We start from the raw sequence: 13,585 nt of genomic DNA, 5'->3' as shown, positions 1-13,585 counted from the left end.
TTAGAATGAAACATTGACTCCGAAAATGAAATTGCGTGTTGTTGGATAAGCAGATAGCTCAATTCCAGCAGTTTCACCGGGAGCGCCAGCATTTGTTCCTGTAATTTCAGGAGAGAAACCTGTATATTTTGTAAACATGAAAGGGTTCTGCGCTGTTAAATACATTCTAATTTTTGATGTTGAATTGTATAATTTTGGAATAGTATAACCTAATGTTAAGTTATTGATTCTAAAATATGCTCCCGACTCTAAATAATAACTTGAAGCTAGGGCATCATGAGCTGCTCCAGGATGTGTATTGGATGTTCCCGCTCCAGTCCAACGGTTATCAAAAGTCTCTTTGGTAATATTTTCTCCACCATTGACCCGAGTTCCTTTTAATCCGTTGTAAATTTTATTGCCTGCTACTCCGTAGCCCTGAGCCGTGAAATCCCATTTCTTATAGTTGACACTCAGGTTTAATCCAAATGTCGACGATGGTAAATATGATCCATGGAAAACTTTGTCGTTATCATCAATAACTCCATCACCATTTTGATCTTTGTATTTTAAATAACCAGGTTTCGCTCCAGTTGTTGCCACACCATCTGCAATTTCAGCTTCTGTTTGCCAAACACCATCAGATTCCAGCATATACCATGCGTAGAGTGGTTGACCTTTTTTCAACTGTTTAGTGATTTGTCCATTATTAAGACTTCCTCCTATAGCACCATCATAAGCCGGTTTTACCTCTTTCAATGTATTTTTATTGTATGAGTAGTTACCACCGATGCTGTACGAAAGGTTTTCGTTAATTTGATCAGTCCAATTTAAACCAATCTCCACCCCTTGATTTGATATTTTTCCACCGTGATCAAAGTATTTTTGAGAAAACGGTGAATTCAATAAGGGTTTTACTTCTAAAATAGCATTGGTATTGGTCTTATTGTAATAATCCACATTACCACTTAAGCGGTTACTTAATAAGGTGAAATCAAGGCCTAAACCAGTTTCTTCAGTTACCTCCCATCTTAGATTTCTTGCTGGGCTGCCATAGGCTACTCCAAGTACAAGGTCTTGTTCTGGTCCAAACACGTAATTGTAATTAGCGGAACCTGGAGAAGATAAAACTTGGGAAACGTTTAAAGGAATTTTTTGATTTCCTAATTTACCCCAATTTGCTCTGACTTTCAAGAAATCAATACCTGATCCTTGCATAAAGCTCTCATTGGAAACAGTCCAACCCGCTCCAAATGATGGGAAGATATCAAAGAATTCTCCTGAAGCCTTAAATTTACTCGAACCATCACGACGTACTGTTGCGGTCAAATAGTATTTAGAATCGTAATTATACTGTGCACGGGCAAAATATGAAACCAATGCCGTAGGTGTATAAGAAGTCTGTATGACTGTCTTATCGTAATTTAAAGAAGCAAGATCAATATTCCAATATTGTGATTTGTTTGGCACATCGTATCCAGTCAGATCAGACATGTTACCAATTTCCACTTTCTCTCTTGAAGTCCCCAAGGTTGCATCTAAATTATGCTTCCCAAAGCGTTTTTGATAGGATAGGAAATTTTCCCACGCCCAGCGGAATGTCTCCGTTTTCGCAAGATTTAAACTGTTATTAGCATAAGTAAGTGATTTAGGGTTCTTTGCTTTCAATTCTTCAAACTCTGCAGATGTTCTTAAAGGGTCTTCATTTAAGTAACGGTCTTTAATATCGTTAAAACCTCTATTTTGAGAAAAGAACTTTGTCACACCGAGACGAGAGGTGAATTTTAAATCACTGAAGATTTGATATTCGGCTTGAAGTCCGCCTTGAATGGACAAGTTTTTGTTGTACTGCTCTTGCATCTTGTTTTCATATACAGGGTTTCCTGTATCATTCAACTTTCCTCCAGCTTGTCCTGCACCAAGAATATAAGTCGCTTCACCTGTAGTCTTATTATAAATAGGTCTTCCGTATCGGCCATTTTCGTACTGAACAGGTACTAAAGGTGACTGACGGTAAGCCGCATCAAATGCACTTAATGGTTTGGTACGATCATTAGAGAAGGATACATTTAGCGTTTGACTTAATTTTAATTTGTTATCAAAAAATTTGTAGGTGTTATTATTACGAATGGTATTTCGTACATATCGAGAACCGTCTGTAATTCCTTTTTCTGTAAAGTTGTTATAACTAAAGAAATAGTCTACTGCATCTGAACCTCCAGATACGCTAACCACGTTATTAGTCACAATACCAGTTTGTAATAATTCCTTAAACCAATCGGTATTGTTTTTTTGGTTGAGTGCTAATGGAATTCCATCTTTAGCTACTACTGCTTGATTTTCATTAAAATGAGTGACATATTCATTGGCATCAGCCATTTTAACACGATTGAGTATCCCTTTAGCACCTACATATCCATCATAAGTGATTTGAGCACGACCTGCTTTTCCTTGTTTTGTCGTTACTAAGATTACACCGTTAGCTGCTCGTAGACCATAAATAGAAGCTGAAGAGGCATCTTTTAAGACATCCATGGATACGATATCTGCCGAATTGATATTTGTGATGTTATCGACAGGAAATCCATCGACAATGTATAGCGGCTCACGACCGCCCGAAGCTGTTCCTAGACCACGAATAATCACTGTAGGAGCAGAGCCAGGAGCTTCATTGGCAATAATATTCACCCCAGCAATTTTACCCTGTACAGATTGTACAGCATTCAATGCGGGCTGCTTAACAATATCACCTGCCGTCACCCGTGAAATGGCACCTGTCAAATCTGCTTTCTTAGCGGTACCGTAACCAATGACTACGATCTCATCTAAAGCTGTATTTTGTTCTGCTAGATTAACAATAACATTGTTTTGTTGTCCGATGGTCACTTCTTTACCATCATAACCGATGTAGCGGAAAATCAATACTTGATTTGGATCTGCTGCAATTTTAAATTCTCCATTTGCGTCCGACTGCGTAGCTACGTTTGTGCCTTTAACCGAAATGGTAACTCCTGAAAGTACGGCGTTTGATGATTTAGCTGTAATTTTTCCAGTAATCACTTTACCGCTTTGTGCATATACTGACACATTGATGTGACAAAATGCAGGGAGTAATAATAATGTAAATAACTTCCTCATAGGTGAATTTTTTGGTTATCCTTTCAATTAATAAATTCCAATTATTCTGAATGTTTGTTAATGAAATTTAACATTTATGTTAAGTTTCACTACAGCAAAGATGTGATGTAGTATTCGAAATGTATAATTTTGGACTTATACATTATTACATCACTCCGTTTGAATAAAAAGTATTTGTGTTTTTGTTATTAATTATAGTTGTTTGTCAGCAACTTATAGTGAGTGTGTTGTTACTTTATTTGATAGATAGTGTTAAAAACACACTATATCGTATGAGAGGTAATGATGTAGTGTTTTGATTGGTTTCAATAAAAAAATGTCTCTAAGTCGCAGATGAGAGAGGTCGACTTAGAGACATTTTTAGTTGATATTCATTAAGTAGTCACTTAAATTCTGTTCTGTTTGTATATTCAATTTTTTACGTAATCGGTACCTTCTAATTTCTACACCACGTGTTGTGATATTGAGTAGACTGGCAATTTCTTTGCTACTCATATTTAATCTGAGGTATGCGCATAATTTCAGATCATTTGGCATTAATTCCGGAAATTGTTGTTTTAATTTTTTGAAGAAGTTCTCATGCGTCTCATTAAAACTTTGCTCAAATAGATGCCAATCCATATTGTCCTCATAAGCATTTTTAAGAATCTTTGATACTTTCTGAAGCTGATCCGCTTTTAATTTATTGCCATTTTCATCTTTTAATTGCAGCAGTTCATGGTTTAATGAATTTAAGAGCTCATTTTTTTGCACAATATTCATTGTTGCATTTGTCAATTCCTTTTTCTTAACATACAATTCATGCTCCAATTGTTTATTTTTAACCTCAATTAAATGTTGCTGCGCACGAATAGCCTCCTGCTTGAGGAGCTCTTCTTGTTTGAGCAAATAGGACTGTTTTAACTGTTTTTCATGTTTTATCAATTTTTTATTGTACCAGTTCTGAATCCATTTAAAAGAAAAGATTAACAGAATCAGATATCCTAAATAGGCATACCAGGTTCTGTACCACGGTGGCAAGATTTCAATTTCAACGGTATTCTCTTTGGTTATGAAGCCATTCGGTAGTTTTGCACGGATGATAAATAGGTGCTTACCTACCACAAGGTTTGAAAACTCCTTATAAGGCAAATTAGACCAATCTGACCATTCATTTTGGCTATTTCCCAATTTATATTGATATTGTACAGGTATTTCGGTATAGTACGGCAACGCGTAAGATATTCTGATATTGTTGTTTCTGTATTTTATCTTAACCGTTTCTTTAACATCATTAAAATAAACGCTATCGGTACTAAAAAGACTTCTTATGTTTCGAATGAGAGGAATCGGTACTGCCGCGGATTTGAAATTGTCATGTTTCAAATTCAATAATGAGAATCCATTATCAATACTGATCAGATATTGATTGACATCAATGGGCGCTATGTTTTCATAAAACTTCATCATGTTACCTTCCAGTGATGCTAATTTGATTGAATCGACCTTGATTTCCCCTCCAGGTAATAGATTGACTAAAGCAATCCGAGTTTTATGAATAAACCAATAGCTATTGTTTCCTGCAACGGTTATTTTGTTTGATTTGGCAAATGTTCCTAGTTTTTTATTGACTTGTTGGTATGGTGTAAATTTATCCACCAGTTCATCGTATAAATAAAGTCCACTATCCGTGGTAAAGACATTGATCTCACCCAATTTAAAAACACCAATATAATTTGATTTTGGTAGTCCTTTCTGATGTGCATAGGGTTTTATCTGTTTGATTTCAGAGAAATCTTCTGAAAATTTAATCAGATTAAGCTCGTTATATCCTGCTGCCCAAATTGTATTTTTACTTTGCGTTTCTAACAATTGAACTCCAGATTTGAAGTTTGGATATTGCTTGATATAATTTAATACATTTGTTGCACTATGGAACAATGATATACCGGTGTAATTGCCCTGCAAAACGGTTGGGAAGTGAGGAGATAGTTTTTTAATTACCCACCCCCCCGTGTTAGGTGATAATAAGCTCATTTGGTTGCCCTTTATCTGGAATGTACCCGTATTATGTCCACATACCAACACGTTATTAATAATTTCTAAATTCCAAACCTGACCTTGCGATCCTTGAATCATTTTAAAGTCGATGGGCTGATATTTCTTTTGCTGATTCCAGGTAGTATAAAAAAGGCCCTGGTTGGTTCCAAGATAAAGATATCCTTGATAAATTTTTGCAGAATAAACAGTTCCTAGCTTTCCAGATTTATCCGAATAATAATATAAATCAGAATTAATGGCTATTCGGTCTATACCATTATCAAGTCCTGTCCAGATATTCGATTGCTTGTCAACAGTTAGGCTTAAAACAGTATTGTTTTGTAAACCAAGGCTTTTATTGATGTGCTGTACTAGAACACCTTTTTCATCAAGGATATAAATACCATTTAGGATTGTTCCAAATACATAATAATGGTCCAACAGTTTAGTGCCATTGTTAATTTGTGCATTCTTAAGCTCCTCATTGATATCATTTTGCCAAGGACTAATAGTGCCATTTTTATCCATCACAAATAATCCAGCTTTGGCTGTACCGATCAAGAAAGAATGTTGATCGATAGGGAGTATGCTCAGGATATTCTGTCCTTTTATCCGGTCTTTATCTCGAACAGGAACTAATTTATGATTTTTTAATTCATGTAAGCCAGATGGTAATTTTTCTATGAAAATTCTTTTATTGGCTTGAAAAGCAAATAGAAAAGGTTCTCCATCTCCAGTAATTGTTTTTATCTGGTTATTTTCATAGCTGTATATGGTCGAAAAAGATTGAAAGATAATGCGCTTATCTTGGATAATGATTTTCCAAATTTCATCATTTAGTTTTTTTTGTAATAGGCTACTGATTGAATGGTACTCCAACCTTCCATTTTTGTTGTTCTGCCAATATCCGAATTCTGATTGCCCGCCTGTATAGACCTTTCCATCCGAATGAACTTGAACAACACGGACAATACCTTTATTGGGATGAGGATATAAATTCCAGTACGCGCCATCATAAACTAACAGTCCTTCTGAATTGGCGGCGTAGATTAAACCTTGTTTATCCACGCTTAATCCCCAGTTTTGATTGCCAGCCTGATAGGCTGATTTTGTGAATTGCTGGACCCAAGGATTTGCTAGATATTGTATATCCTGAGCTATAATCCGAGTGGGAAGATTATTGATCAATATAAAAAGGAGAAAGCAGCTCTTTATTAAAAATTTCATGGACTAAATGTTGTATACTTTGCAATAGGTTTTAAGTTATATCTTTTTATTTTGAAAAATCGAATGATATAAAAAACGCTAATCGTAATAGCAAATTTAAGAATAAATTTAGGTATCATCCTGCTATGTCGTGATATAGGTGCTGAGTTGCCATCAAATTTGAATCAAATGGCAGTCATATCAAGTTCAAAAATATAATGCCCTGAATACAAAGAGCAAATTAAAACTGACCGTATTTAACTATATCTTCTTGTTAATAAGGAAGGTAATGTGGTTCTTTTAATTTATTTAATAACTTTAGATAAGATCGGTCGTTTCTTTGAATTAAGATTTAGTTGCTATTCTAGGTTGTGCAAACTAGTAAAATTTTACGGGTTATTTATCATACATTTAAAATGATGCGCCTTATTACACATGAATTAAGCAGCCAAAAGGTGAAGAATCATTTGGAAAAATATGAAATTTAAAAGATTATGGTCAGTTCACTTGTAACAATAAAATATTTTTAGATCGGATATATGGTGTTTTTAAAATTATTTTAGGAATTTTAAATATAAAATTACGTTTAAAAAAAAGTACGTTTGACACCATAAGTAAAATAAAATAGTCAGTAAAATTTTTTGAAGTTTTTAAAGTAATAATTTTTGATGATCGTCTATACTGGTATGGATGCTACTCATACCTTAAACATGTCTTATAAAAAAACATCTTCGATATCCGAGGTCGTCAAAAACTATGGCTCTCAATTGCTTCGTTTCATTAATGGGAAAGTGAAAAAAATTGAAGATGCTGAAGATATTTTACAAGAAGTGTGGTATCAGACGAGTCGGCTTTCTAATATTGATCAGTTGGAGAATATGAGTGGTTGGTTGTATGCTGTTGCTAAAAACAAAATAACAGATTTGTATAGGAAAAAAAAGACCGAATCACTGGAAGATCAGATGTATGAAGATGAGGAGGGAAGATTGCAAATCAAGGAACTGCTACTGTCCGACCATACCAATGATGCTGAACTGAAGATGTTCAAAGATGCTTTCTGGGATCAACTCATGAAAGCTTTGGACGAGTTACCAGAAAAACAGAGAAATACATTTTTATGGCATGAGATTGAGGATATGACGCTGCAGGAGATTGCAGATCAGGAAGGTGAAAGTATCAAGACAATCATCAGTCGTAAAGGATATGCCGTTAAGCATCTTCGACAAAAACTTCGTGTACTTTACAATGAAATATAATATTAAAAGATAGTTTATGAACAATACATATAGCAGCAATAAAAAGAAGAAGCTTTTTTTTATGATACCCTGCGGCATCATACTTGCCTTATTATTTGTATGGGGAGTACAGTTATTATGGAATATACTGATGCCTGAAATATTTGGCTTAAAGATGATCTCTTTTTGGCAAGCTTTTGGAATTCTGCTTTTGTCAAAAATTCTTTTTGGAGGTTTTAGATTTAAAGGTCGAAGACATGAAATGTGTAATGGACAGTGCTTCAACAAGCATGCGCAACATTGTACAGATGATGATCGATCCAAATTCAAAGCAGAATGGAAACGTCGATTTTCAGCGGCATGTCGGGACAAGCCCCATGATGAGCAGACGGAACAACAATAAACCATTAGAGGTGATGAGGCTTAAAAGAGCAGAGAAGATAATTCTCTGCTCTTTTTTTATATTTTAAAACTTGCTATAAATCGCTATCTGTTCAAAAATTATCTTTTTTTAAAAAAATACGATTTGTTTTAAAGTATTGTCTTTGTAAAAGCGTCTTCTATCAAAAGGCCTTTAAAGTAATTATAAAAAAACAAAATATGAAAAATAAAATTCGATTTATTATACCTAAGCTCATAGCAGTAACATTCGTTGTTGGCTTACTGTCCTTTGTAATTGGACTTCTATTTAAATTATTAGTGGCAGGGACAATATTGAGCGCATTGGCGATCTTTATTGCCAGTCAGATGCGAAATAAGAAATCTCAAAAGATGTTGCGTGAACGTTCGTTTCCTATTTCGACTGATTTCAGAGCAGATTTGGGTGCAGCGGTACGGCCAGCATCCCATGAAATCAAACGTTCTCATATAGCCATTATCCCAATCAATTAACTTTATATTTAAGCACAATGTTTAATAAAAATAATAATAACACAGACTGTTTTGCGCAATACGGCAATTTAAAAAATAAATTCGAACAACAATTTGGAAAGATAAGAAATGAGTTTTCTCGTGAACATAGACCATTAGTCAATATTGAAGAAAATAAAGCTTTTTTTACCCTACAATTATATGCTGCTGGTCTCAAAAAGAACAATTTAAAATTGAAATAAAAGATAAAATATTGACCATTTCTTACGAAGTCTCTGCAACAGAAGACAACGAAGAGCAGTATATGTACCGCGAATTTGTTCCACAATCATTCAGCAGATCTTTTCAATTAAATGAGCAGGTCTCTCAAGTTAATTTGACGGCAAGCTATGAAGAAGGAATTCTAACAGTAATTCTACCAAAAGATGTCGAATCTTTTAATCCTGCTCAAAATATTAAGGTAAGTTAATAAGACTGTGCATTTGATATCAGTAAAGAGGCTTTCTCATCAATGAAATTCGCCATTTCAAATCAGAATTTAAATTTGCTAGGTTAGCTTTTAATGACATAAATCATGAAAAAAGGATCAAATCTCTGATGAGTTTTGATCCTTTTTTGCTGAATCTATCGAAGTGTCGAAATTTTATTTAGTGTCAATCTAGTACAATTGACTTTTGATCCAGCCTGTTTTCTTTAAATCAGTACCTGGATAACAGAACAACAGCGAGAACGTTCTATCGTCAAAACTTACATGAAGCGGAGTGAACCATAGAAACAAATAGCATCCCCTCAAAGAGCCACTCTTAAATTCCTATCGTAAAAATCTTTATTTGATGTCCTTTCAATTGGAAAGAGATTGTTTCACATGTAAGTAGATAGGGGGATAAATTTTGTTTCTGTAAATCATAAATACGTCATGAATCTGATACTTATGAAGTGCAAAATGAATGATCAGTATTAATTGGTATATAGTCAAGCGACATGTTACTAATCTTTCAATAATTTCAATTTTAGTTTTGAGGGCATAGATTAATTTTTATATTTGCAGTATTGTTTATAATTAGTCTAAATAAATTGATTATTCTTAAACAACCTTGAATCAGTTTTAATCATAGTATTGGCTATTCACTTTTGAAATTTGGATACTGAATAGGGGCAGACATACTAAACCAAAGTACTTTTTGACAATTAACAAATAATCAACTTATTGGAAAGGAATTTATGATATAGAAAGATATACATATTAAAATAAACAGATCAATGAACCGATAGCCAAGATGTTTATTGGGGACTAAGCAAGAAATACGCCACGCATAAGCTGCAATTTATAACGTGGCACATTTAAAATCTAAATAATTAGACTAACTGTGCATACATAAACGTATGCTTCTTCTAACGGAAATTAAAAGAAATGCAATTTACAAAAATTTGGGCATTAGTTGCCCTTGTCTGTTGTGCTATATCAAGTTTTGCACAACATCAGACCACGATATTTAAAGGAACCATTTATTTAGACAACCAACCTTTACATGGTGCCACTGTTACTATCGCAGGACAGAAAACAATTTCAGATAGCAAAGGACTATTTGAAATTAAAAGTGTAAAATCTAAAAATGTTCGTGTAAAGATCACCTCAATTGAAGCAGAAACATGGATAGAGGATATCGTTTTGGTTTTGGAGTCTGTTAATCACCATAATTTTAACTTGGTCAAGTCAAACAAAGCAATTGATGAGGTTGAGGTTCTGGGATTAACTAAAGTTCAGGAAGTCAGTCGCCAGGCTTATAATGTAACAGCAATCGATGCAACAAAACTATATAATAGCACATTAGATATTTCTGGGGCATTGGATAAAGTAGCTGGAGTGCGTGTACGTGAATCTGGAGGAGTTGGATCAAACTTTAATTTATCTTTAAATGGTTTCTCTGGTGAACATGTTAGATATTTTGTTGATGGTATCCCGATGGATAACTTTGGTTCTTCTTTTCAGATCAATAATATCCCAATTAATATTGCGGATCGTATTGAAGTCTATAAAGGGGTCGTACCGATGTGGTTAGGATCTGATGCTTTAGGTGGCGCTATTAATATTGTGACTGCAGACCGGTTTCGTAATTTTGTTGATGCCTCTTACAGTTATGGATCATTTAATACACACCGAACTGTTGTTAATGCTGCCGCTACTTCTAAAAAAGGATTGACCTTCCAGTTGAATGCTTTTCAGAATTATTCAGACAATAATTATAAAGTAAATGTTGAGGCTGCTGACATTTATACAGGTGCATATGATAAAAATGCTGTCGTAAAACGCTTTCATGATAAATACCACAATGAATCTGTCATAGCGCAGGTGGGTTTTGTGGACAAAAGTTTTGCAGATCGCTTATTATTAGGTGTTATTCTGGGTCAAAATTATAAGGAAATTCAAACAGGAGCGAGAATGAAGTCCGTATTCGGACAATGGCACCGCCGCGGGTCAACTATCATGCCTACTTTAAAATATAGAAAGACTAATATTATTAAAGGATTGGACTTGATCGTTAATGCCAATTATAATCTGGGCAAAGAACAAAATATTGATACGGTAAATGTTCGTTATGATTGGTATGGCACCTCAAAACCGAATGGAACTAATGGCGAGCGCGCGAGACAGCTTTATATTTACAAAAATAACGAAGGTCTAGCAACAACTAATTTGAATTATCGAATGGGAGAAAACCATTCTATTGCCTTAAGCAATGTTTTCTCGACTTTCAATAGAAAAGGACACGACGAGCTGAATCCTACAAACGCAGCATATGAACAACCACAAAAAACGAACAAAAATATTTTAGGTTTGGGTTACACATATGGTATTCAAGATGTGTGGACGACAACTGTTTTTGGAAAGCTCTTGATCCAAAACAATAAAAATGGAGCTCTTGACACCACACATAATCGCTTTGGTTATGGATTGGCTACAGCTTATTATATCAAACCTAATTTACAGATAAAAACATCGTACGAACGGACAAATCGTATGCCAACACCCTATGAGATGTTTGGAGATGTGGAAAATCAAGAAGCTAACGCAAAATTAAAACCTGAAAGCAGTCATAATTTGAACTTAGGAACAAATTATAATTTTGCCATCAATAAAGATCACCGTTTTGTTGTGGGAGCAAATTTAATATACCGTTATGCTAGTGATTTTATTTACAATCGTTTAAATAATAATCAATCAAAACTTGTTGCTGATAATCGTGAGGGGGTAGAAACTTGGGGAGCAGATGCTGATGCTCGTTATTCGTATAAAAGCTGGTTGACTTTAGGTGGATCTATCACCTATCAATATTTACAGAATAAGCAGAAATACGAACCCAATTATTCCAATATCAGCCCTCTATATAATGACCAAATGCCTAATATCCCGTACTTTTTTGCTCATGGAGATGCCTCTGTTATTTTTAAGAACTTTATGAATGAAGGAAATACTTTGAATGTAGGTTATAACTTAGTTTATGTACATGAATTCTATTTGTATTGGCCAAGTAGAGGAGGACAAAAATTGGTCGTTCCGAAACAGTTTACCCACGATTTCAATGTGGTATACAGCGTTGCAAATAGTCGATATAATATTGGCCTTGAAGCAAAAAACGTGACCAATGAAAAGGTGTATGACAATTTTAGTCTACAAAAACCAGGAAGAGCTTTTTATGTTAACCTGCGCTATTTTATAAATAAATAATCATTCCCGTTCGAATATAAAGATTAGAAAATGAAAACGAATATTAAAAAATTATTGATTACAGGCATAGTTCTATCTGCATTTACCTCATGCAAGAAGGATGATGTTGGACCGCCAAATCCTGGTAATTATATTGTTGCAGTTTCACCAGTTGCATCAACTGGAGTGGCCGATTATCTATTGACAGCTGCAAGTTTAGATGAAGGATCGGTGACCACAAAAGGTCATGGAGTGGAGCAAGATGGAACATATCGATATTATATGACTGCCAATAATAAGTTTTTCTCCATGTTATATGGACAGGGAAATCCGGGAGCAGTTACGACATATGACATCAAAAATGGAACGCTTAATAAGGTTTCAGATTTTCAATCCGAAACTGTACAAGCTTTTGCTCCCGTTAACAATGATATCTTACTGATGAAAATATCTAGATCGATTACGAATAAATTATCTAATTTCTATATTGTCAATACCAATAGCCTCTTGATTACTGGAGAGGGAACTATAAACAATCAAATACCCTCTAGCAATGGGGAGTTGGCGCACTTTACTTGGATTAGACAGTTTGGAGATAAAGTATTTGCACCTTATATGTCAATTAAAGGATGCTGTGGTGATTCTTTTGGTACTGCTTATCCAGATAGTTCATGGATTGCAGTTTATTCATACCCAAAAATGGAACTGGAAAAAGTCATCAAAGATAATCGTACAAGCTATATTGGAGCCTATTTCTTGGATGGAACAGCAGTTGACGAGAAAGGTGATTTGTATGCGTTTTCCTCAGCGGCAGCAACCACAGCAGGTAAAGTTACGAGCAAAAAACCTTCTGCAATTGTTAGAATTAATAAGGGAACTACAGCGTATGACTTCAGTTATTATCTCAATTTTGAAGAATTGTCAGGAGGATACAAAATTGGTAATTGGTTGTATGTTGGGAAAGGAAACTTTGTGGTATCCATGAATGCGATGAATGCTGCTGATAAATATAATTTTGCTGTTGTCAACGTATATGATAAGAGTTTTAAAAAAGTGTCTGGTCTGCCAAGCGGTAGTGAAATAAATAGTGTTACATCAACAAACTATACTAAAAAAGATGGCATTGGTTATGTTGGCATTACTTTGAAAACAGGAATAAGTTATGTCTACAAAATTGATGCAACGACTGCTTCTGCTACTCAAGGATTGCGCGTTGACGGCGGAACGATTACTGCGATTGCAAAATTAAATTAATATATATCTGCATAAAATTTAGTTATGCATTATGTTTTCCCGATGTTCAACACATCCCATTAAAATAAACCATCAAAAAAAGCTAAAGATATGTCATATCATTAGCTTTTTTTGATGGTTATTGACAACTGATTATATGAAGTTTTTGCCTATTTCACATAGGAGTCTTTCTTAATAT

At 34.6% G+C, this 13,585-nt stretch carries 9 protein-coding genes; 7 read left to right on the top strand and 2 right to left on the bottom strand.

The window, feature by feature from the left end; genetic code table 11:
• A complete protein-coding gene (locus MUB18_RS16175; protein ID WP_108159784.1) occupies positions 1 to 3,117 on the bottom strand; it encodes a SusC/RagA family TonB-linked outer membrane protein in 3,117 nt (1,038 codons plus the stop codon).
• 360 nt (positions 3,118 to 3,477) lie between these two features.
• Positions 3,478 to 6,363, bottom strand: a complete 2,886-nt coding sequence (locus MUB18_RS16170) for a transcriptional regulator (protein WP_248753848.1) — start codon at positions 6,361 to 6,363, stop codon at positions 3,478 to 3,480.
• 647 nt (positions 6,364 to 7,010) lie between these two features.
• Between MUB18_RS16170 and MUB18_RS16165 the strand changes: the two genes are divergently transcribed.
• The 7 genes from MUB18_RS16165 to MUB18_RS16135 all read left to right on the top strand — a co-directional run bounded on the left by MUB18_RS16165 (position 7,011) and on the right by MUB18_RS16135 (position 13,407).
• Positions 7,011 to 7,598: an RNA polymerase sigma factor gene (locus tag MUB18_RS16165; RefSeq protein WP_228115924.1), complete on the top strand. Its 588-nt coding sequence runs from the start codon at positions 7,011 to 7,013 to the stop codon at positions 7,596 to 7,598.
• Between the two features lie 16 nt (positions 7,599 to 7,614).
• Entirely contained in the window at positions 7,615 to 7,980 is a 366-nt protein-coding gene (locus MUB18_RS16160) for a hypothetical protein (RefSeq protein ID WP_248753847.1), read from the top strand.
• A gap of 197 nt (positions 7,981 to 8,177) precedes the next feature.
• Complete coding sequence (locus MUB18_RS16155; protein ID WP_045754186.1) at positions 8,178 to 8,468, top strand: hypothetical protein; 291 nt, start codon at positions 8,178 to 8,180, stop codon at positions 8,466 to 8,468.
• A gap of 17 nt (positions 8,469 to 8,485) precedes the next feature.
• The gene (locus MUB18_RS16150; protein ID WP_248753846.1) at positions 8,486 to 8,689 is read left to right on the top strand and encodes a hypothetical protein; all 204 of its coding nucleotides are present in this window, start codon (positions 8,486 to 8,488) and stop codon (positions 8,687 to 8,689) included.
• Positions 8,690 to 8,700: 11 nt separating this feature from the next.
• Positions 8,701 to 8,916 (top strand): Hsp20/alpha crystallin family protein, encoded by a 216-nt coding sequence (locus MUB18_RS16145; RefSeq protein WP_248753845.1) that lies wholly within the window; start codon positions 8,701 to 8,703, stop codon positions 8,914 to 8,916.
• Between the two features lie 942 nt (positions 8,917 to 9,858).
• Positions 9,859 to 12,174: a TonB-dependent receptor domain-containing protein gene (locus MUB18_RS16140; RefSeq protein WP_248753844.1), complete on the top strand. Its 2,316-nt coding sequence runs from the start codon at positions 9,859 to 9,861 to the stop codon at positions 12,172 to 12,174.
• Positions 12,175 to 12,204: 30 nt separating this feature from the next.
• The gene (locus MUB18_RS16135; protein ID WP_248753843.1) at positions 12,205 to 13,407 is read left to right on the top strand and encodes a DUF4374 domain-containing protein; all 1,203 of its coding nucleotides are present in this window, start codon (positions 12,205 to 12,207) and stop codon (positions 13,405 to 13,407) included.
• Positions 13,408 to 13,585: the final 178 nt, after the last annotated feature.

Origin of the sequence: Sphingobacterium sp. PCS056 (genome assembly GCF_023273895.1) — a bacterium.
GTDB lineage: Bacteria > Bacteroidota > Bacteroidia > Sphingobacteriales > Sphingobacteriaceae > Sphingobacterium.
The sequence above is the reverse complement of the archived record's forward strand: the minus strand, read 5'-3'. Positions and strand labels throughout refer to the sequence as shown.

Bases quoted from the DNA above. Each gene is read 5' to 3' on its own strand.
- MUB18_RS16165 (WP_228115924.1), top strand. From the start codon at position 7,011: ATGATCGTCTATACTGGTATGGATGCTACTCATACCTTAAACATGTCT.
- MUB18_RS16160 (WP_248753847.1), top strand. From the start codon at position 7,615: ATGAACAATACATATAGCAGCAATAAAAAGAAGAAGCTTTTTTTTATG.
- MUB18_RS16135 (WP_248753843.1), top strand. From the start codon at position 12,205: ATGAAAACGAATATTAAAAAATTATTGATTACAGGCATAGTTCTATCT.
- MUB18_RS16155 (WP_045754186.1), top strand. From the start codon at position 8,178: ATGAAAAATAAAATTCGATTTATTATACCTAAGCTCATAGCAGTAACA.
- MUB18_RS16175 (WP_108159784.1), bottom strand. From the start codon at position 3,117: ATGAGGAAGTTATTTACATTATTATTACTCCCTGCATTTTGTCACATC.
- MUB18_RS16170 (WP_248753848.1), bottom strand. From the start codon at position 6,363: ATGAAATTTTTAATAAAGAGCTGCTTTCTCCTTTTTATATTGATCAAT.
- MUB18_RS16140 (WP_248753844.1), top strand. From the start codon at position 9,859: ATGCAATTTACAAAAATTTGGGCATTAGTTGCCCTTGTCTGTTGTGCT.
- MUB18_RS16150 (WP_248753846.1), top strand. From the start codon at position 8,486: ATGTTTAATAAAAATAATAATAACACAGACTGTTTTGCGCAATACGGC.